At 73.9% G+C, this 19,125-nt stretch carries 17 protein-coding genes, 1 tRNA gene and 1 pseudogene; 9 read left to right on the forward strand and 10 right to left on the reverse strand.

Annotation, left to right across the window (positions count from 1 at the left end; genetic code table 11):
• The first annotated feature begins 417 nt into the window (after positions 1–417).
• Both ACIG87_RS04615 and ACIG87_RS04620 read left to right on the forward strand, forming a co-directional pair.
• Positions 418–492: transfer RNA gene (locus ACIG87_RS04615), tRNA-Leu, on the forward strand.
• 86 nt (positions 493–578) lie between these two features.
• A complete protein-coding gene (locus ACIG87_RS04620; protein WP_396848192.1) occupies positions 579–1,106 on the forward strand; it encodes a GNAT family N-acetyltransferase in 528 nt (175 codons plus the stop codon).
• Between the two features lie 263 nt (positions 1,107–1,369).
• Here the strand turns inward: ACIG87_RS04620 and ACIG87_RS04625 are convergent, their stop codons facing one another.
• Both ACIG87_RS04625 and ACIG87_RS04630 read right to left on the reverse strand, forming a co-directional pair.
• Positions 1,370–2,557: an expansin EXLX1 family cellulose-binding protein gene (locus tag ACIG87_RS04625; RefSeq protein ID WP_396848194.1), complete on the reverse strand. Its 1,188-nt coding sequence runs from the start codon at positions 2,555–2,557 to the stop codon at positions 1,370–1,372.
• Between the two features lie 216 nt (positions 2,558–2,773).
• Complete coding sequence (locus ACIG87_RS04630) at positions 2,774–3,607, reverse strand: O-methyltransferase (protein WP_396848196.1); 834 nt, start codon at positions 3,605–3,607, stop codon at positions 2,774–2,776.
• A gap of 123 nt (positions 3,608–3,730) precedes the next feature.
• Between ACIG87_RS04630 and ACIG87_RS04635 the strand changes: the two genes are divergently transcribed.
• From ACIG87_RS04635 to hutH, 7 genes and pseudogenes are all read left to right on the forward strand, one after another.
• Complete coding sequence (locus ACIG87_RS04635; RefSeq protein ID WP_396848198.1) at positions 3,731–4,771, forward strand: LCP family protein; 1,041 nt, start codon at positions 3,731–3,733, stop codon at positions 4,769–4,771.
• Between the two features lie 178 nt (positions 4,772–4,949).
• Positions 4,950–5,150 (forward strand): annotated as a pseudogene (locus tag ACIG87_RS04640) (transcriptional regulator); the annotation flags it as partial.
• A gap of 12 nt (positions 5,151–5,162) precedes the next feature.
• On the forward strand, positions 5,163–6,851 hold the full coding sequence (hutU, locus tag ACIG87_RS04645) for a urocanate hydratase (RefSeq protein WP_396848200.1): 1,689 nt from the start codon (positions 5,163–5,165) through the stop codon (positions 6,849–6,851).
• A complete protein-coding gene (locus ACIG87_RS04650) occupies positions 6,848–8,089 on the forward strand; it encodes an allantoate amidohydrolase (RefSeq protein WP_396848202.1) in 1,242 nt (413 codons plus the stop codon). Before hutU ends, ACIG87_RS04650 begins: the two co-directional genes overlap by 4 nt.
• On the forward strand, positions 8,086–9,441 hold the full coding sequence (locus ACIG87_RS04655; RefSeq protein ID WP_396848729.1) for a formimidoylglutamate deiminase: 1,356 nt from the start codon (positions 8,086–8,088) through the stop codon (positions 9,439–9,441). The genes ACIG87_RS04650 and ACIG87_RS04655 overlap by 4 nt, the downstream gene beginning before the upstream one ends.
• Positions 9,442–9,534: 93 nt before the next feature.
• The gene (gene hutI / locus ACIG87_RS04660; protein ID WP_396848204.1) at positions 9,535–10,767 is read left to right on the forward strand and encodes an imidazolonepropionase; all 1,233 of its coding nucleotides are present in this window, start codon (positions 9,535–9,537) and stop codon (positions 10,765–10,767) included.
• Positions 10,755–12,293, forward strand: a complete 1,539-nt coding sequence (hutH, locus tag ACIG87_RS04665; protein WP_396848206.1) for a histidine ammonia-lyase — start codon at positions 10,755–10,757, stop codon at positions 12,291–12,293. The genes hutI and hutH overlap by 13 nt, the downstream gene beginning before the upstream one ends.
• Positions 12,294–12,350: 57 nt before the next feature.
• Here the strand turns inward: hutH and rdgB are convergent, their stop codons facing one another.
• The 8 genes from rdgB to ACIG87_RS04705 all read right to left on the reverse strand — a co-directional run bounded on the left by rdgB (position 12,351) and on the right by ACIG87_RS04705 (position 19,093).
• Positions 12,351–12,965, reverse strand: coding sequence for an RdgB/HAM1 family non-canonical purine NTP pyrophosphatase (gene rdgB, locus ACIG87_RS04670; RefSeq protein WP_396848208.1), 615 nt, complete (start codon positions 12,963–12,965; stop codon positions 12,351–12,353).
• Positions 12,962–13,690: a ribonuclease PH gene (rph, locus tag ACIG87_RS04675; protein WP_396848210.1), complete on the reverse strand. Its 729-nt coding sequence runs from the start codon at positions 13,688–13,690 to the stop codon at positions 12,962–12,964. Before rph ends, rdgB begins: the two co-directional genes overlap by 4 nt.
• Positions 13,691–13,736: 46 nt before the next feature.
• A complete protein-coding gene (locus tag ACIG87_RS04680) occupies positions 13,737–14,897 on the reverse strand; it encodes a glycosyltransferase (protein ID WP_396848212.1) in 1,161 nt (386 codons plus the stop codon).
• On the reverse strand, positions 14,894–16,069 hold the full coding sequence (locus tag ACIG87_RS04685; RefSeq protein ID WP_396848214.1) for a glycosyltransferase family 4 protein: 1,176 nt from the start codon (positions 16,067–16,069) through the stop codon (positions 14,894–14,896). Before ACIG87_RS04685 ends, ACIG87_RS04680 begins: the two co-directional genes overlap by 4 nt.
• Positions 16,070–16,221: 152 nt before the next feature.
• Positions 16,222–16,968, reverse strand: coding sequence for an MBL fold metallo-hydrolase (locus ACIG87_RS04690; RefSeq protein ID WP_396848216.1), 747 nt, complete (start codon positions 16,966–16,968; stop codon positions 16,222–16,224).
• A gap of 193 nt (positions 16,969–17,161) precedes the next feature.
• Positions 17,162–18,127 carry a PLP-dependent cysteine synthase family protein gene (locus tag ACIG87_RS04695; protein WP_396848218.1) on the reverse strand — a complete coding sequence of 322 codons (966 nt, stop codon included), beginning with the start codon at positions 18,125–18,127 and terminating at the stop codon, positions 17,162–17,164.
• Positions 18,128–18,138: 11 nt separating this feature from the next.
• Entirely contained in the window at positions 18,139–18,543 is a 405-nt protein-coding gene (locus tag ACIG87_RS04700; protein ID WP_396848220.1) for a MoaD/ThiS family protein, read from the reverse strand.
• A 61-nt stretch (positions 18,544–18,604) separates the two neighbouring features.
• The gene (locus ACIG87_RS04705; protein WP_396848222.1) at positions 18,605–19,093 is read right to left on the reverse strand and encodes a Mov34/MPN/PAD-1 family protein; all 489 of its coding nucleotides are present in this window, start codon (positions 19,091–19,093) and stop codon (positions 18,605–18,607) included.
• Between the last annotated feature and the right edge of the window lie 32 nt (positions 19,094–19,125).

Here is a 19,125-nt window from a genome sequence, read left to right on the forward strand (position 1 = left end):
GCAACCACCGGAGCACATCCTGCACTGGTCGTACTGGCGGCGAACATCCCAAGCCCGAGCCCGACGATCCCACTACCAGCGCAGACAGGCCAGGTGACGTTGGAGTATTAGCCGCCATCGGGCTTCCGGAGGAGTGCGAAGCATGTGGTGTCGGGCCAATCTGGCAGGACAAACCGTTGACCCTGCATGTCGATCACATCAATGGCGACTTCCTCGACGACCAGCCCAGCAACCTGCGATTCCTCTGCCCTAACTGCCATAGTCAGACGGCCACCTACGCCGGCTCCAACCGGGCCGCGGCGTCCGAGCCGGATGTGGTCTACGATGCGGAGGCTGTGACACCCACCGGGTTTCCGATCGGCAGACGGCTCCGCCGTCGCTCGCAATGGCCTTGGAAGGTGACGGTGTACACGGTGAGGGGCCGTAGCCCAAATGGCAGGAGGCATGCGGTTTAGGTCCGCACCAGTGCGGGTTCGAGTCCCGTCGGCCCTACCTCCCCCCGGACAGCCATTCGCCCTGGCTGTCAGGAGCATCACGATCGCGGGCTCGGGTCGGGTCGCGGCAGCAGGATTGGCGACGTGAGTCTGCGCTTCGTCCTCGACCCCGACCTCACCCCCGAACTGCGTGAACGGATCATCGACCTCTGGGTCGACGTCACCAACGCCGGCGGCGCGGTCGGCTTCGTCGCCCCCGTCACCGCCACCGAGGTACGCCCCGTCGCCGAGTCGACCTTCGCCGCCGTCACCGACGGACCGGACCGGCTGCTGATCGGCTACGAGGCCGACCGACCGGTCGCGGTGCTGATCTTCACCGACAACCAGTTCCGGCTGAAGGCGCACTGGGGCATCCTCAAGCGGGTGATGGTCCATCCCGACACCCAGGGGCGCGGCTACGGGCGGGCCCTGATGCGGGAGGCCGCACGACGCGCGCCCGAGCTGGGCTGGCGGGCACTGCACGTGACGGTGCGCGGCGGCCTGAGCCTGGAGAAGTTCTACAACCGGCTCGGCTACCGCGAGGTCGGACGACTGCCCGGCGCGCTCCGGGTCGCGCCCGGCGACGACCGCGACGAGATCCTCATGTGGCTCGACCTGGACACCCCGGCCTGACCATTCTCTCGACCGGCTCACGTGCTGCACCGTGGCCGGTCCCGCAACCGCAGTCCCGTCGATGTGGTGGTGCGAGGCCGGTCCCGATACCGCGACTCGGCGAGGCGGTGCGGCGCGAGGCATCGCGGCGCGATGCGGGGCGATGCAAAGCAGGGCGAAGCGAAGCCGGGCGATGCAAAGCAGGGCGAAGCGGGGCGGGGCGAAGCGAAGCGGGGCGGTGCAAAGCAGGGCGAAGCGAAGCCGGGCGGAAGACCGGACAGCGGTCAGTGCCGGGAGGCGCAACCTACCGTTCGGGCCGCCTCCGACGTTCCGGCGGCGACGGGCGGGGCGGCGGCATCCGGCGGGGCGGGCGAGGAGGCGGCGGCGACCGGCGACGGGCTGACGGTGGCCCGGGTCGGTGCGACGCTGGGGCGCGGCGAGGACGGTCGGACGGTCGGGGTGCTCCGGGCGGCCGGTGCGCCACTACCGCCGTACATCTTCACCGTGCTGCGCTGTACCCGGCCTGGGGACATGGTGATGCCGGTGGCGGTGGCGCGGTGGCCGTACACGTCGGTGACCCGGACGGCGTACGGGCCGGGGCCGGCCCCGGAGTCGACCAGCCAGTAGTTGTAGTCCTGCCGGGCGGCAGTGCGCCAGGAGCCGGAGCCCTGCCGTACCTCGACGGTGCGCAGCGGGTTGCCATGCTCGGCGACCAGCACGGCGAACCAGTACTGCGACGCGCCCTCCTTGATCCGGAAGGTGAGCGGGCCGGACAGCGGCGGGTCGACCGCCGCTCGGTAGCTGACGTTGACGACACCCTGCACCGGGTCGGCAATCCGGGCGAACGCCTCGCGGGAGAGGTCGACGTGCCCGGGGGCGCACTCCGGGCACTGATCCATGATCAGCACCCGGACGGTGCCCCGGGGGCCGGTGACGTCGAGGTGGCCGCCACAGGCCGCGCCGGCGCTGTACTCGGTGGGCCCGAGCGCCACGTAGAGCCGGTCGGCCGGGGCGGCCGGGTAGGAGCAGTTGCCGCCGGCCCCCTTCGAGTCGTAGAAGGTGGCCTTCCCCTTGTGGACCGCGCCACCGGTGGGTGGCGCGGCCAGCAGAACCCGTCCGGCGGCCCCGGCCACCGCCCCGACGCCGACCGGGGCAGCAAGCCCAGCCGGCGCAACAAGCCCAGCGGGCGCAACAAGCCCAGCGGGCGCAGCGAGCCCAGCCGGGGAAGCGAGACCAGCCGGGGAAGCGAGCCCAGCCGGGGAAGCGAGACCAGCCGGGGCAGCAAGCCCAGCGGGCGCGGCGGCGCAGGCGGGGGCGGCGCCGGAGCGCAGCGCGAGGCTCAGCCCGAGCACGGTGGCGAGCGCGGCGACGCCGCCAGCCGCCAGCCACCGGCGACGGCCGGCGCGGGGGGCACGGCGGCGGCCCGGCCCGGCGCGGTCGGCGGGTTCGTCGGGAGTGCTGCCGTCGGTCACGCCGGTCGATGCTGCCGGACCGGGCGACCGGGGACAAGCCGGCTAAGCGAAAGCTAAGCCGGTCCGCCGATTCGGTCGCGGTACCGGCCCGGGGCGATCACGGTGAGCAACCGTGGCGACTCGACGGTCTCGCCTGCGGCGGCGGCGGTCGATTCCATCCGCGGCGGCGGCGGGGACCGCGCCCAGGCTGCCCCGTCCATGATCACGGTGGCGGACTCACCAGGCGACGCCGATGCCGTCGCCGGGGTACCAATGGTCGAGCGGGGTCTCCCGGTAGGCGAGAAACCGGCGGCCGGTGCGTTCGGCGTGCTCGGCCAGCACCCCGGTGGTGGTGACGTTGTCGGTGAGCAGGATCGCGCCGGGGGCCAGCTTCGGCTCGACCGCGTCGAACTCCCGGCGTTCGTGGGCGTGGCTGTGGTCGCTGTCGTGCAGGAACAGGTCGATCGGTCGGTCCAGGGCGGCGATCGCGGTGACCGAGTCGCCGACCACCAGTTCGATCACGTCGGACCAGGGCGCGGTGCGGGCCAGGTAGCCGGCCTCCGGGTTGACGTCCAGCGAGGTGAGCCGGCCGGGGTGCCCCTCGGCGGCGTTGCGCAGCAGTGCTGCGGCGAGGACGCAGCTACCGAGCCCCTTGTCGGTGCCGGTCTCGACGACATGGGCGGGTCGGGTGGCCCGGACGATCGCGTACCAGCCGACCCGGCGCGCGTAGCGGACCCGGCGGTCGGCCAGCCCACGCCGGGCGGACCGGGCGGTGGCCTGCTCGATGTGCCGGCGCAGCGCCGCGTCGCCGGTGATCTCGTCGAGGTACCCCCGGACCTGGGCCACCGGGACGTCGCACACCACGCTGACGAACCAGGTCAGGTGCTGCCGGCTGAGCTGGGTCAGCTCGTAGGTGTAGTTGTGGTGTTCCCGGGAGGTGGCCAGCCACCTGGCCGAGGTGCGCAGCACCTTCGCGTCGTAGCGGGCGACCCGGGCGAGTCGCCCGGGGAAGGCGGCCACCGGTGCCAGCGGGGTACGGGCGATGGCCCGGCGCAGTTTCGTCGCATCCACGGCGAGGTTCTACCAGCCGTAGGTGACGAGCGGCTGAATGTCCAGCGTCCGGGAGCCCTTCGGTCGTCGGCCCCGGGCGTACGCGGGCTGCCTGACCTGATGAAGGCTCAGTACCATGCGCGCATGCCAGAAGGCGAGCAGGTCTCGGAGTCCGTCCCGGTCCCGTCCTCGGAGGTGCCGGGGTCGCCGCCCAGGCGACGCCGGGGATGGCGGATCGCGCTGGTGGTGGTGCTGGCGCTGGCCCTGCTCGGGGCGGGTGGCGTCGGGGCGGGAGCGCTCTACCTGCGCTCGGTGGAGAAGGACGTCGAGCGGGTGGACGCCTTCACCGAGGTGCCCGCGGAGAGCCGACCGCCGGTGGTGGCCCGGGATGCGACGAACATCATGATCCTGGGCAGCGACTCCCGGGATCCGGAGCGGACCGAAGGGTCACGCACCGACACGATCATCCTGGCCCACCTGCCGAAGGACCGGAAGAGCGCGCAACTCGTCTCGATTCCCCGGGACACCTGGGTGCACGTGCCCCGGTCGAAGGAGGGCGGGCAGGGCGGCCGGAACGCGAAGATCAACGCGGCGTACGCCTGGGGTGGGATCCCGCTGATGGTGCAGACCGTCGAGGAGTTCACCGAGGTCCACGTCGACCACGTGGCGGTGGTCGACTTCGCCGGTTTCCAGGAGATCATCGACGCGCTGGGCGGGGTGGACATCACCGTCGACCACACCTTCACGTCGATCCATCCGCCGTTGCGCACCTTCCGGGCCGGCCGGCAGACAATGGACGGTGAGACGGCGCTGGACTACTCCCGGCAGCGCAAGCAGTTCCCGGACGGCGACTTCGCCCGGATCCGGCACCAGCAGCAGGTGATCCGGGCGATCCTGGACAAGGCCGCCACCGGCGGCATCCTCACCAGCCCGGGGAAGCTCGACGACTTCGTCCGGGCCGCCTCGGCGTCGGTCTCCGTCGACCGGGAGATGTCGCTGCTGGACCTGGCGACCGAGCTGCGCGGCCTGCGGGGCGGCAACCTCACCTTCGTCACCAGCCCGTCGCGGGGCACCGGCCGGGTGGGCAGCGAGAGTGTGGTCTTCGCCGACGAGGGCAAGTCCCAGGCGTTCTACGACGCGGTCCGCCGGGACGCGACCGCCGAGATCGTTCGCGCCGCCCGCTGACCGACTCGAACAGGCCGCATCGCGTTCCGGCAGGCGTGGTGCGGCCACGCTTGCCCCCTGAAAGTCTTCATGCATAGAGTCTCAATATGAATGAAGGAGCCGTCGCCGCGCCACCGGACCGGCTACTCGATCTGTTCCACGGCGTCCGGCTCACCCCTGCCCAGCGGCGCATCGCGCGGTCAGCCCCGCCACCGAGTACGCCGAGCTGGTGCTCCCCGCCGCCGTCGGCACCGACCTCGTCTTCGACCTGCACACCGCCCCGATGACCCTGGCCGTGGTGGTGCTCCAGGCGACCTGCGACGCCGCCCCGAGCCAGACCCCGCACCGCCTGGAGGCGTTCGAGTCGTCCGCCGCCCGTCGACAGTTGTTCCTCGGCTGAGAGGAGTACGTCATGCACCACCCCGTCCGCGCCGCCCGTGGCACCACCCGTACCGCCAAGGGGTGGCCGCAGGAGGCCGCCCTGCGGATGCTGATGAACAACCTCGACCCGGAGGTGGCCGAACGCCCCGACGACCTGGTGGTCTACGGCGGCACCGGGAAGGCCGCCCGGGACTGGCCGTCGTACCACGCGCTGGTGCGCACCCTGACCGAGCTGCGGGACGACGAGACGATGCTGGTGCAGTCCGGCCGCCCGGTCGGGGTGCTGCGCACCCACGAGTGGGCGCCCCGGGTGCTGCTGGCCAACTCCAACCTGGTCGGTGACTGGGCCACCTGGCCGGAGTTCCGCCGGCTGGAATCCCTCGGCCTGACCATGTACGGGCAGATGACCGCCGGCTCGTGGATCTACATCGGCACCCAGGGCATCCTCCAGGGCACCTACGAGACGTTCGCCGCCGTCGCCGCGAAGCTCGCCGGCGCCCGCGGCGACGGGCAGCAGGGAGGTGGGAGCCTCGCCGGCACGTTGACGCTGACCGCCGGCTGCGGCGGGATGGGCGGGGCGCAACCCCTCGCGGTCACCATGAACGACGGCGTCTGCCTGATCGTCGACGTAGACCGGACCCGGCTCGACCGGCGGGTGCACGACCGCTACCTCGACGAGGTCGCCGACTCGCTCGACGACGCCGTCGCGCGGGTGCTGGCCGCGAAGCGGGACCGGCGGGCGCTCAGCGTCGGCGTGGTCGGCAACGCCGCCACGGTCTTCCCCGCACTGCTACGCCGGGGCGTCGCCATCGACGTCGTCACCGACCAGACCAGCGCGCACGACCCGCTGTCGTACCTGCCGGAGGGGGTGGAGCTGGCGGACGCCCGGGACTACGCGCAGGCCAAGCCGGCCGAGTTCACCGACCGGGCGCGGGCGTCGATGGCGAAGCACGTCGAGGCGATGGTCGGCTTCCTCGACGCGGGCGCGGAGGTGTTCGACTACGGCAACTCGATCCGGGGCGAGGCGCAGTTGGGTGGATACCAGCGGGCCTTCGACTTCCCCGGTTTCGTGCCGGCGTACATCCGCCCGCTGTTCTGCGAGGGCCGGGGGCCGTTCCGCTGGGCGGCGCTCTCCGGCGACCCAGCCGACATCGCCGCCACCGACCGGGCCATCCTCGACCTGTTCCCGGAGAACGAGTCCCTCGCCCGGTGGATGCGGCTGGCCGGTGAACGGGTCGCCTTCCAGGGCCTGCCCGCCCGGATCTGCTGGCTCGGCTACGGCGAGCGGGACGTCGCCGGGGTGCGGTTCAACGAGATGGTCGCCTCGGGTGAGCTTTCCGCGCCGGTCGTCATCGGCCGGGACCACCTGGACTGCGGCAGCGTCGCCAGCCCGTACCGGGAGACCGAGGCGATGGCCGACGGCTCCGACGCGATCGCCGACTGGCCGCTGCTCAACGCGCTGGTCAACACCGCCAGCGGGGCGTCCTGGGTGTCCATCCACCACGGCGGTGGGGTGGGCATCGGCCGGTCGCTGCACGCCGGTCAGGTCTGCGTCGCCGACGGCACCGCGCTGGCCGGGCAGAAGATCGAACGGGTGCTCACCAACGACCCGGCGATGGGCGTGATCCGGCACGTCGACGCCGGCTACGACACCGCCCGCGACGTCGCCGCCCGTACCGACGTCCGCATCCCGATGTCCGACGACGGGCGTACGGCGTGACCGGCCCCGCCGCCCGGTTCCGCAAGCTGTGGGACGAGATCGCGTCGGTCGGCCGGGACGCGGGCAGCGGTGGCTACCTGCGGTACGCGCTGACCCCGCCCGAGCTGCGGCTGCGCGAGTGGTTCCGGGAGCAGGCCGACCGGCGGGGCATGCCGGTGCACTCCGACGGCAACGGCAACCTCTTCGCCTGGTGGGGCGACCCGGCCACCGGCCCGAACAGCCACGACCCGAACAGCCACGACCCGGCCGGCACCGGGGCGGTGCTCACCGGCAGCCACTTCGACTCGGTCCCGCAGGGCGGGGCGTACGACGGGCCGCTCGGCATCGTCAGCGCGTTCCTCGCCGTGGACGAGCTGAGGAACGCCGGGGCCGAGCCGGTCCGACCGGTGGTGGTGGCCGCGTTCGTCGAGGAGGAGGGGGCCCGGTTCGGCGTACCGTGTCTGGGGTCGCGGCTGCTCACCGGTGACATCGACGCCGACCGCGCGGCCGGGCTGCGCGACGCGGCCGGGGTGAGCTTCGCCGACGCGCTGGGTGGCCGGCCGGCCGGGCCCGACCCGGCGCTGCTCGGCCGCTTCGCCGCCTTCGTGGAGCTGCACGTCGAGCAGGGCCTGGCGCTGGTCGACGCCGGTGTGCCGGTCGCGGTGGGCAGCGCGATCTGGCCGCACGGCAGGTGGCGCTTCACGCTGCGCGGGGCGGGCAACCACGCCGGTACGACCCGGATGGCCGACCGCCGCGACCCGATGCTCACCTACGCGTTCACCGTGCTGGCGGCGAACAAGGAGGCCCGGTTGCGCGGCGCGCACGCCACCGTCGGGCGGGTGGTGGTGGAGCCGAACGCCACCAACGCGATCCCGTCACTGGTGACCGGCTGGCTCGACGCCCGGGCCGCCGAGCCGGATACCCTGCACGGCCTGGTCGAGGCGGTGCACGCCAAGGCCGCCGAACGGGCCAGGCGGGACGGCGTCGAACTGACCGTGACGCAGGAGTCGGCCACCCCGCTGGTCGCCTTCGACGGTGGGCTGGCCGACCGGTTGGCGGGCCTGTTGGCCGCGCCGATGCTGCCCACCGGGGCCGGCCACGACGCCGGGGTGCTCGCCGCGCACCTGCCCACCGCGATGCTGTTCGTGCGTAATCCGACCGGGGTGTCGCACTCCCCCGCCGAGTCGGCCACCGACGACGACTGCGCCGCCGGGGTGGCCGCGCTGGCCAGGGTGCTGGAGGAACTGGCATGCCACTGACCCGTTGGCTGGCCGAACAGGCGTGGCTGCCCGACCACGCCGCGCCGACCCCGGACGTGCTGATCGAGGCCGAGGACGGCCGGTTCACCGCCGTCACCCCGCTGGCCCGAGGCGGGACGCCGGACACCGGGGTCGAGGTGCTGGCCGAGGCGGTACGGCTACCCGGACTCACCCTGCCCGGCCTGGCCAACGCCCACTCGCACGCCTTCCACCGGGCGCTGCGCGGGCGTACCCACGGTGGTCGGGGTGACTTCTGGAGCTGGCGGGACGTGATGTACGCCGTCGCCGGCCGGCTCGACCCCGACTCGTACCTGGCCCTGGCCCGCGCCGCGTACGCCGAGATGGCGCTGGCCGGGGTCACCTGCGTCGGCGAGTTCCACTACCTGCACCACGGCCCCGACGGCCACCCGTACGACGACCCGAACGCGATGGGCGCGGCGCTGGTCGAGGCGGCGGCGCAGGCCGGCATCCGGATCACCCTGCTGGATGCCTGCTACCTGACCGCCTCGGTGGACGGCGAGCCGTTGGCCGGGACGCAGCGGCGCTTCGGTGACGGGAACGCGCGGCGCTGGGCGGAGCGGGTCGACGGGTTCCGGCCGGCCGGTCGGCACGCCCTACGGGGGGCGGCGATCCACTCGGTGCGGGCGGTGCCGGCGGAGCAGCTCGCCACCGTCGCCGGTTGGGCGTACCGGCACGGCGCTCCGCTGCACGTGCACCTGTCGGAGCAGCCCGCCGAGAACGACGCCTGCCGGGCGGTGCACGGCCGTACCCCGACCGGGCTGCTCGCCGAACGCGGGGTGCTCGGTCCGGACGTCACCGCCGTGCACGCCACCCACCCGACCAGCGCCGACCTGACCCTGCTCGGCGGGCACCGGACCGGGGTGTGTCTCTGCCCCACCACCGAACGGGACCTGGCCGACGGGATCGGGCCGGCCCGCCGGATGGCCGACGCCGGTATCCCACTCAGCCTCGGTAGCGACAGTCACGCCGTGGTCGACCTGTTCGAGGAGGCCCGCGCGGTGGAGCTGGACGAGCGGCTGCGTACCCGGCGACGCGGGCACTTCACCGCCGCCGCGCTGCGCGACGCCGCCACCGTCACCGGGCACGCCGCGCTGGGTTGGGCCGACGCCGGTCGGCTCGCCGTCGGCGAACGCGCCGACCTGGTCACGGTACGACTGGACAGCCCGCGTACCGCCGGGGTGCCGCCGGTGGGGGTGTTCTTCGCGGCCACCGCCGCCGACGTCGACCAGGTGGTGGTGGACGGGCGGCAGGTGGTGCGCGACGGCCGGCACCTGACCGTGGACGTGCCGGCGGAGCTGCACGCCTCGATCGCGGCGGTGACCGGTGGGTAGCCGTAGCGGACCCACCGCCCGCGCGACGCGGCAGCCGGCACGCAGGCAGCCGGCGGCGCGCAGGGCCAGGCAGCCGGCGGCGGGAGGGGTGGCGTGAGCAGTCTGCTGGTCGACAACGTCGGCGAGCTGGTGACCAACGTGCCGGCGGTCGGCGGGGACGGGCCGCTGGGCATCCGGCGGGGGGTCGCCCTGCTGGTGGAGGCGGGCCGGGTCGTCTGGATCGGGCCGGGACGCTACGCGCCGGCCGCCGACCGGCGGATCGACGCCGAGGGCGGCGCGGTGCTGCCCGGGTTCGTGGACAGCCATGCCCACCTGGTCTTCGCCGGGGACCGGGCGACCGAGTTCGCCGCCCGGATGGCCGGTGAGCCGTACACCGGGGGTGGCATCCGCACGACGGTCGGCGCGACCCGGGCGGCCGACGACGACGTCCTGCGGGGCACCGTACGCCGGCTGCGCGAGGAGGCGATGCGCCAGGGCACCACCACCATGGAAATCAAGAGCGGGTACGGCCTGACCGTCGCCGACGAGGCCCGCTCGCTGCGGATCGCCGCCGAGGTGACCACCGAGACCACCTTCCTCGGCGCGCACGTCGTCCCCGCCGAGTACGCCAGCCGTCCCGACGACTACGTGGGGCTGGTCTGCGGGCCGATGCTCACCGCCGCCGCGCCGTACGCCCGCTGGGTGGACGTGTTCTGCGAGCGGGGCGCGTTCGACGCCGACCACGCGCGGGCGATCCTCACCGTCGGTCAGGCCGCCGGGCTGGGGCTGCGGCTGCACGCCAACCAGCTCGGCCCGGGGCCGGGGGTGCGGCTCGGGGTCGAGCTGGGCGCGGCCAGCGTCGACCACTGCACCCACCTGTCCGACGCCGACGTCGACGCGCTGGCCGGGTCGGCCTCCGCCGGCACCTCGGCCGCCGACGGGTCGACCCCCGCAGCCGGGTCGACGACCACCGTGGCGACGCTGCTGCCCGGGGCGGAGTTCTCCACCCGGTCGCCGTACCCGGATGCGCGCCGGCTGCTCGACGCGGGGGTGGTCGTGGCGCTGGCCACGGACTGCAACCCCGGGTCGTCGTACACCTCGTCGATGCCGTTCTGCGTCGCGCTGGCCGTGCGCGAGATGCGGATGACCCCGGCGGAGGCGGTCTGGGCCGCGACGGCCGGCGGCGCGCGGGCGTTGCGCCGTACCGACGTCGGGGTGCTGCGCCCCGGCGCGCGGGCCGATCTGATGATCCTCGACGCCCCGTCCCACCTGCACCTGGCCTACCGGCCGGGTGTCCCTCTGGTCCGCCAGGTCCTGCACAACGGAGTGCCGCAATGTCGACTGTGACCGTCCAGCCCACCGGGATCACCCCCGCCGACGTGCTCGCCGTGGCGCGCGGCGACGCCGAGGTCGTCCTCGCCCCGGCGGCCGTCGACGCGATGGCCACCAGCCGGTCCATCGTGGACGGGATCGAGGCCGCCGGCCGCCCGGTGTACGGCGTGTCCACCGGCTTCGGGGCGCTGGCGAACACCTTCGTCGCCCCACAGCGCCGGGCCGAGTTGCAGCACGCGCTGATCCGCTCGCACGCCGCCGGGATGGGTGCCCCGATGCCCCGTGAGGTGGTCCGGGCGATGATGCTGCTGCGGGTCCGCTCGCTGGCGCTGGGCCGCTCCGGGGTCCGACCGCTGGTCGCCCAGGCCCTGGTCGACCTGCTCAACGCCGACGTCACCCCGTGGGTGCCGGAGCACGGTTCGCTCGGCGCGTCCGGGGATCTGGCGCCGCTGGCGCACTGCGCGCTGGTGCTGCTCGGTGAGGGCTGGGTGCTCGGCCCGGCCGGTGAGCGGGTCGACGCCGCCGACGCGCTGCGCGGGGCCGGGCTGACGCCGGTCGCGCTGGCCGCCAAGGAGGGGCTGGCGCTGATCAACGGCACCGACGGCATGCTCGGCATGCTGCTGCTGGCGATCCAGGATGCCCGGCACCTGTTCACCATGGCCGACGTCACCGCCGCGCTGGCCATCGAGGCGATGCTCGGCTCGGAGCGGCCGTTCCTGCCCGAGCTGCACGCCATCCGGCCGCATCCGGGGCAGGCCGCCTCGGCGGCGAACATCCACCGGCTGCTGCAGGACTCGCGGGTGATGGACTCGCACCGCGACGACCTGGCGCACGCGGTGCAGGACGCGTACTCGATGCGGTGCGCACCGCAGGTGGCCGGCGCGGCCCGGGACACCCTGGACTTCGTCGAGACGGTGGCCGGCCGGGAACTGGTCTCGGTGGTGGACAACCCGGTGGTGCTGCCGGACGGCCGGGTCGAGTCGACCGGCAACTTCCACGGCGCTCCGCTCGGCTTCGCCGCCGACTACCTGGCCATCGCCGCCGCCGAGGTGGGTGCGATAGCCGAACGCCGGGTGGACCGGTTGCTCGACGTGACCCGCAACCGGGAGCTGCCCGCGTTCCTCTCCCCCGACGCCGGGGTGAACTCCGGCCTGATGATCGCCCAGTACACGGCCGCCGGGATCGTCGCGGAGAACCGTCGGCTGGCCGCGCCCGCCTCGGTCGACTCGTTGCCGACCAGCGGCATGCAGGAGGACCACGTCTCGATGGGCTGGGCGGGGACCAAGAAGCTGCGCAGCGTGCTGGACAACCTGACCAGCCTGCTCGCCGTGGAGCTGCTGGCGTCCGTCCGGGGTCTCCAGCTACGTGCGCCGCTGGTGCCGTCGCCGGCGGGACGGGCCGCGCTGGACGCGCTCGGCCCGGCGGCCGGCACGCCCGGCCCGGACGTCTTCCTCGCCCCGGTGCTGGAGGCGGCCCGGTCGGTGCTGGCCGGGCCCGACCTGCGCGCCGCCATCGAACGGGAGGTTGGCCCGCTGAGCTGACCGCGCGGCTCCGCCCCGGCCCACCCTGGACGCCGGCAGGACGGGGCGGTGGTCGGGTCAGGTGGCGGGCAGCACCTTGGCGGCCAGCTTCGCCAACTCGCGCAACGCCTTGCCCCGATGGCTGATCGCGTCCTTCTCCTGCGGCGTCAGCTCCGCGTTGGTCCGCTCCTGGCCGTCGCCGAGGAAGATCGGGTCGTACCCGAAGCCGCCCTCACCGCGCGGGGCACGCAGCAGCCGGCCCGGCTGGCGGCCGTCGACCAGGTGTTCCTTGCCGCCGGGCAGCACCAGCGCGACGGTGCAGACGAAGGCCGCCCCCCGGTGCTCGTCGGGCAGGTCGGCGATCTGGTCCAGCACCAGTTGGAGGTTGGCCCGGTCGTCGCCGTGCCGGCCGGCCCAGCGGGCGCTGAAGACCCCCGGCATGCCGTTGAGCGCGTCGACCGCGATGCCGGAGTCGTCGGCGATGGTGGGCAGGCCGGTCCGCCGGCAACCCTCCCGCGCCTTGATCAGGGCGTTCTCGCCAAAGGTGAGACCAGTCTCCGGCAGCTCCGGGTACTCCTCGACGTCGTCGAGGCCGAGCAGGGCGATCCGGTGCGCGCCGAGCGCGCCGTCGAGGATGCGCTGGAGCTCCACGAGCTTCTTGCGGTTGCGGGTGGCGAGCAGGACCTTGTTCATGATGCGAGTGCCTTCCGCTGCGCCTCGGCCAGTTCCAGACAACCCAACGACGCCACGTCCAGCAACGCGTCGAGCTGCGCCCGGGAGAACACCCCGTCCTCGCCCGTGCCCTGCACCTCGACGAAGTCGCCCTCGCCGGTGCAGACGACGTTCATGTCCACCTCGGCGGCCACGTCCTCGACGTAGCAGAGGTCGAGCAGCGGCTCACCGGCGACGATCCCGACGCTGACCGCGGCCACCGACCGGTGCATCACCTTCTCCGGCTTGCCGGCCAGCGACTTGCGGGCGGCCAGCCAGCTCACCGCGTCGTACAGGGCGACGTACGCGCCGGTGATCGAGGCGGTACGGGTGCCGCCGTCGGCCTGGAGCACGTCGCAGTCGAGCACGATCGAGTTCTCGCCGAGCGCCTTGAGGTCGACGCAGGCGCGCAGGCTCCGGCCGATCAGTCGGGAGATCTCGTGGGTCCGCCCACCGATCTTGCCCCGGACGCTCTCCCGGTCCGAGCGGGTGTTGGTGGCCCGGGGCAGCATCGCGTACTCGGCGGTCACCCAGCCCAGCCCGGAGCCCTTGCGCCAGCGGGGCACACCCTCGGTCACGCTGGCGGTGCAGAGCACCCGGGTGCCGCCGAACTCGACGAGCACCGAGCCCTCCGGGTGGGTGCTCCAGCTCCGGGTCAACGTCACCGGTCGGAGTTGGTCGGGTCGCCGCCCGTCAGGTCGTGCCATCCCTGCACCTTAAGCGGTGCCGTGATCGAACCGTCCTGCGGTCTCCTCAGCCGGTGACCGGGGGCTTCCCGGCCGGGGTCGGCGGCACCGGTCCGGCGTCGTGCACCCGCAGGAAACCGGCCACCGACGCCGGCCAGGAGAACTGTTCCGCGCGGGTCCGGGCCGCCGCCCGCCGGGCCGGCTCCGGCCGGTCCAACACCCGGACGACCGCGTCGGCGAGCGCCGTCGGCGTCCCGTAGGCGGCGATCCCGGCCGGGCCGACCACCTCGGGCAGCGCGCTGGCCGCGTTCACCACCACCGGGGTGCCGGCGGCGAGCGCCTCCAGGCCGGCCAGGCCGAAGGTCTCCACCGGCCCCGGGGCCAGCACCACGTCGGCGGTGGCGAGCAGCGCGGCGACCGCCGACCGGTCCGGCAGGAAACCGGTGAAGTGCACCGGCAGCCCGGCCGCCCGGTCCGCCAGGGCCCGCCGGGACGGCCCGTCGCCGGCCATCACCAGCACCGCCGGCACGCCGGCCCGCCGCAGCGCGGCCAGCGCGTCGACCGCCAGGTCGGGACGCTTCTCGGTGCTCAACCGCGCGCAGTGGACCAGCAGCACCTCACGATCGTCGGCGTACCGTTCGCGCAGGGCGGGGTCGGCCCGGTCCGGGTGGAACCCGGTGAGGTCCACGCCGAGCGGCACCACGTCCACGGGGGCGGCGATCCGGGTGAACTCCTCGCCCGCCCAGGCGGTGGTGCAGACGATCCGGTCGTACGCCCCGGTGGTGCGCCGGTTCAGCCGGTCGGCGAGCCCCCGGGCCCGGCCTGCCGGCAACCCCCACTGGCCGAGCAGGCCGGTCAGGCACTCGTGCGACACCATCACCGAGGGCACCCCGTGCGCCCGCGCCCAACCGCCGGTCCAGCGCAGCGTCGACCGGTCGGAGACCTCCAACCGGTCCGGGGCCAGCCGGGTCAGCAACCGCTCCACCGGCCGGCGGGCCGTCAGCAGGCGGTATCCGCCGGTCCCCGGGACGGTCGGCCCGGACACGGTGACCACCGTTCCCCACGGGTGCCGGGCCACGCCGGCTCGTTCCCCGGGCACCACCAGCACCGGGTCGTGACCGGCGGCCCGGTAGCCCGCACCGAGGTGCCGCAGCGCGGTACGCAGGCCACCGGAGCGGCCGGTGACGAAGTTCGCCAGCCGGACGATCCGCAGGCCCCGGGCGGTCACGGGAGGATCGGCCGGCCGGTGGCCGGGAGTCCGAGGCCGAGGCGCTGCGGGTCGGACCGGGCCGCGAGCTGGGCCGCCTCGTAGTGTCCGACCAGCTCGTCGCCGACGGCGCTCCAACTGCGCCGTCCGATGGCGGCACGGGCCGCCGACCCGTACGCAGCCCGGCGGGCCGGGTCAGCGGCGAGCGCGGCCACCGCGTCGGCGAGGGCCGTCCCGTCCCCGGGCGGCACCAGCAGCCCGGTCACGCCCGGCTCGACCAGGTCCACCGGGCCACCGGCCGCCGGGGCCACCACGGGCAGCCCACTCGCCGCCGCTTCCTGCACGGTCTGACCGAACGTCTCGTGCGGCCCGGTGTGGACGAAGACGTCCAGGCTGGCGTAGAGCCGGGCCAACGCCTCCCCCTGCTGGACGCCGAGGAAACGCACCCGGGGCAGCGCCCGCGCCAACTGCCGACGGGCCGGCCCGTCACCGGCCACCACGACCCGGACGCCGGGCAGCTCGGAGGTGGCCGCCAGCAGGTCCACCCGCTTCTCCGGGGCGAGCCGGCCCACGTACCCCACCAGCACCTCACCGTCCGGTGCGAGCACGTGGTGCAGCGCGGCGCAGCGGTGGTCGGGATGGAACCGGTCGGCGTCCACCCCGCGCCGCCAGAGCCAGATCCGCTGCACCCCGTTGGCGATCAGGTCGGCGGCGGCCCGGGTGGAGGGCGCGAGGGTCCGGTGCGCCGAGTTGTGGATCTCCCGCAGTCGACGCCAGGCAGCCGCCTCCCCCCAGCCCACCCGGTAGGCGCGGGCGTAGGAGGCCACGTCGGTCTGGTAGACGGCGACGGTCGGCAGCCCGTGCCGCCGGGCCAGCGTCGCCGCCCGCGCGCCGAGCACGAAGGGGCTGGCCAGGTGCACCACGTCGGGGTCGTGGGCGCGCAGCGCCGCGGCCAGCCGGGCGCCCGGCACACCGAGCCGGAAGCCCTGGTAGCGCGGCAGCGGCACGCTGGGTATGCGGACCACCGGGTACGGCTGCCGGTCCACCGGCCGGCGGCGGGCCCCGGGCGGGGCCGGGGCGACGACCAACGGCTGGTGACCCCGGGCGACCAGGTGTTCCGCCGTACGGACGACCGAGTGCGCGACACCGTTGACGTCCGGTGGGAACGACTCGGTCACGATGGCGATCCGCATGGTGCCACCGTGCGGTCGGCACCGGTGCGCCAGTCGACGGGCCGGCTAAGCGGCGGCGAACACTACCGCACGAATCCGGGTCGGTGGATTCGTGACCACCCGACGCGGCCGGGCGACGGGCCGTGGTCGGCCCGGCCCGCCGGCGGCCGTGGTCAGACCTCGTAGCTGGCGCCGGCCCGGACCACTTCCAGCGGCCCGGTGTACGCCCCGGCCGCCGCCGCGACGGTGTTCGCCTCACTACCCCAGGCCACCACCAGATGGGTCAGCAACAGCCGGCCCACCCCGGCCTTGGTGGCCGTCTCGCCCGCCTCCCGGCCGGTGAGGTGCAGATCCGGTGGATTGTCCATCCCGTCGAGGTAACTGGCCTCGCAGAGGAAGACGTCGGCGTCCTGGGCGAGCCGCAGCAGCGCGTCACAGGGGGCGGTGTCCGAGGAGTAGCAGAGCACCCGGCCCTCGTGCTCCAACCGCACCCCGTACGTCTCGACGGGATGGTTCACCCGGTCGACGGTGACGGTGAACGGACCGATCGGGAAGGTGCCCGGCCGGAGGCCGTAGAACTGGTAGACGTCCTCCACGCTGCCGTCGTCCTGGCCGTAGGCGGTGGCGAGCCGGTCCGGGGCACCCGGCGGCGCGTAGACCGGCAGCGGCGGGTACGGGCCGTCCGGGGCGTACCGCCGGACCACCACGTACGACGCGGCGTCGAGGATGTGGTCGCAGTGCAGGTGGGTCAGGAGGATGGCGTCCGGGGCGTGCAGTCCGGCGTAACGCTGGAGGGTGGAGAGCGAGCCGGACCCGAAGTCGACCAACAGGCGGAAACCCTGCGCCTCGACGAGGTAGGCGGAGCAGGGGGACTCGGGGCCCGGGAAGCTTCCGGCGCAGCCCAGGACGGTCAGCCGCATCCGGTCGCCCCACGATTACCGTAAGTAGTCGAAACGCCGGGGTCAGCACCGCTGATGATCTCTACCGACGCGTACGCCACGCTGCGCAGCCTACGCGCAGCGACTACGGGGCAAGAATCATCTACTGGAAGTTGTCATCAACGTGACACCCACGGGGTCGGCCGACGGGCCCGCCGGCCGACCCACGGAGAGGTCACGCCCAGAGCTGCCCCTCCAGTGCCCCCTCGGCGTCGGCGAGCGTGCCGCCGTACGCCCCGGTGGAGAGGTACTTCCAGCCACCGTCGCAGACCACGAAGGCGACGTCGGCCCGCCGGCCGTCCCGCACCGCCTCGTGGGCCACGGCCAGGGCGGCGTGCAGGATCGCCCCGGTGGAGAAACCGGCGAAGATGCCCTCCACCTCCACCAACTGCCGGGTACGCAGCACCGCGTCCCGGGTGCCGACGGAGAAGCGCCGGTTGAGCACGGTCGCGTCGTACAGCTCGGGGACGTAACCCTCGTCGATGTTGCGCAGGCCGTAGACCAGTTCGCCGTAGCGCGGCTCGGCCGCCACCACCTGGATGCCCTCGACCTTCTCCCGCAGGAACCGCCCGGTGCCCATCAGGGTGCCGGTCGTGCCCAGGCCCGCCACGAAGTGCGTGATGGTGGGCAGGTCGTGCAGCAGCTCCGGCCCGGTGGTCTCGTAGTGCGCCCGCGCGTTGGCCTCGTTGCCGTACTGGTAGAGCATCACCCAGTCCGGGTGGTCGGCCGCGATCTGCTTCGCGGTGGCGACCGCCTGGTTCGAGCCGCCCGCCGCCGGCGAGAAGATGATCTCCGCGCCGTACATCCGGAGCAGCTGGACCCGCTCGGTGGAGACGTTCTCCGGCATCACACAGACCAACCGGTAGCCGCGCAGCTTGGCCACCATGGCCAGCGAGATACCGGTGTTGCCGCTGGTCGGCTCCAGGATGGTGTCACCCGGCCGGAGGCGGCCGGACTGCTCCGCCGCGCGGACCATGAACAGGGCCGCGCGGTCCTTGATGCTGCCGGTCGGGTTCCGGTCCTCCAGCTTCGCCCAGAGCCGCACCGGCGGCGCCCCGTCGGGCACCGTCGGCGAGAGCCGGGGCAGCCCCACCAGGGGGGTGCCGCCGCAGGCATCGAGCAGGCTGTCGTACCGCGTCATGACGCCCGCCCTCAGCGGGGGGCGACGGCCGCGCGCCGAGCCACCGCGGACGGGGTGATCGCCGCGGCGGCACGGTGCTGACTGATCGCCGCGGCGGCGGCACGGTGCTGGCTGATCGCCGCAGCTGCGGCGAAGCCGAACGCCCCGCCGGCCACCGCCGGCAGGACGGTCACGCTGTCACCGTCGTTGAGCTTGGCGTCCAGCGCGCCCAGGAACCGGACGTCCTCGTCGTTGACGTAGACGTTGACGAAGCGGTGCAGCGCACCGGCGTCGGTGAGCAGCCGGCCCTTCAGACCAGCGTGCCGGGAGTCCAGGTCGGCGAGCAGGTCGCCCAGGGTGTCCCCGGTGCCCTCGACGACCTTCGCGCCGCCGGTGTAGCTGCGCAGGATGGTGGGGATGCGAACCTCGATGGCCATGACGTACTCCTTGATCGGGTGTGCCTCGGTGCCGGACGGAAAGGGTGTGCGGAGCTGAAGGTCAGCTGCCGGAACACTCGTAGTCGACCGTCGCCGGGCTCTGCCCGAACATGTAGGACTGGACCGCGTGCGGGTCCACCCCGGCATCCACGATCCGCACCGGCTCCTCGGTCACCACGCCGTCGACGATCCGGAAGGAACGGATCTCCTCGGTGTCCGGCTCGCGGGTGGAGACCAGCAGGTAGTGCGCACCCGGCTCACCGGCGAAGGCGACGTCCGTGCGGGACGGGTACGCCTCGGTAGCGGTGTGCGAGTGGTAGATGACGACCGGCTCTTCGTCGCGGTCGTCCATCTCCCGCCACACCCGCAACTGCTCCATCGAGTCGAACTCGTAGAACGTCATCGAGCGGGCCGCGTTGTCCATCGGGATGTGCCGGGTCGGGGTGTCGCCGCCGACGGGTCCGGCGACCACCCCACACGCCTCGTCCGGGTGGTCCCGGCGCGCGTGGGCGACGATCGCCTCGACGATCGACCGGTCGATGCTCAGCACGTCGCCCAGCCTAGCGCCCGCTCACCGGGCCC

Origin of the sequence: Micromonospora sp. NPDC051925 (assembly GCF_044548625.1) — a bacterium.
Classification (GTDB): Bacteria; Actinomycetota; Actinomycetes; order Mycobacteriales; family Micromonosporaceae; genus Micromonospora.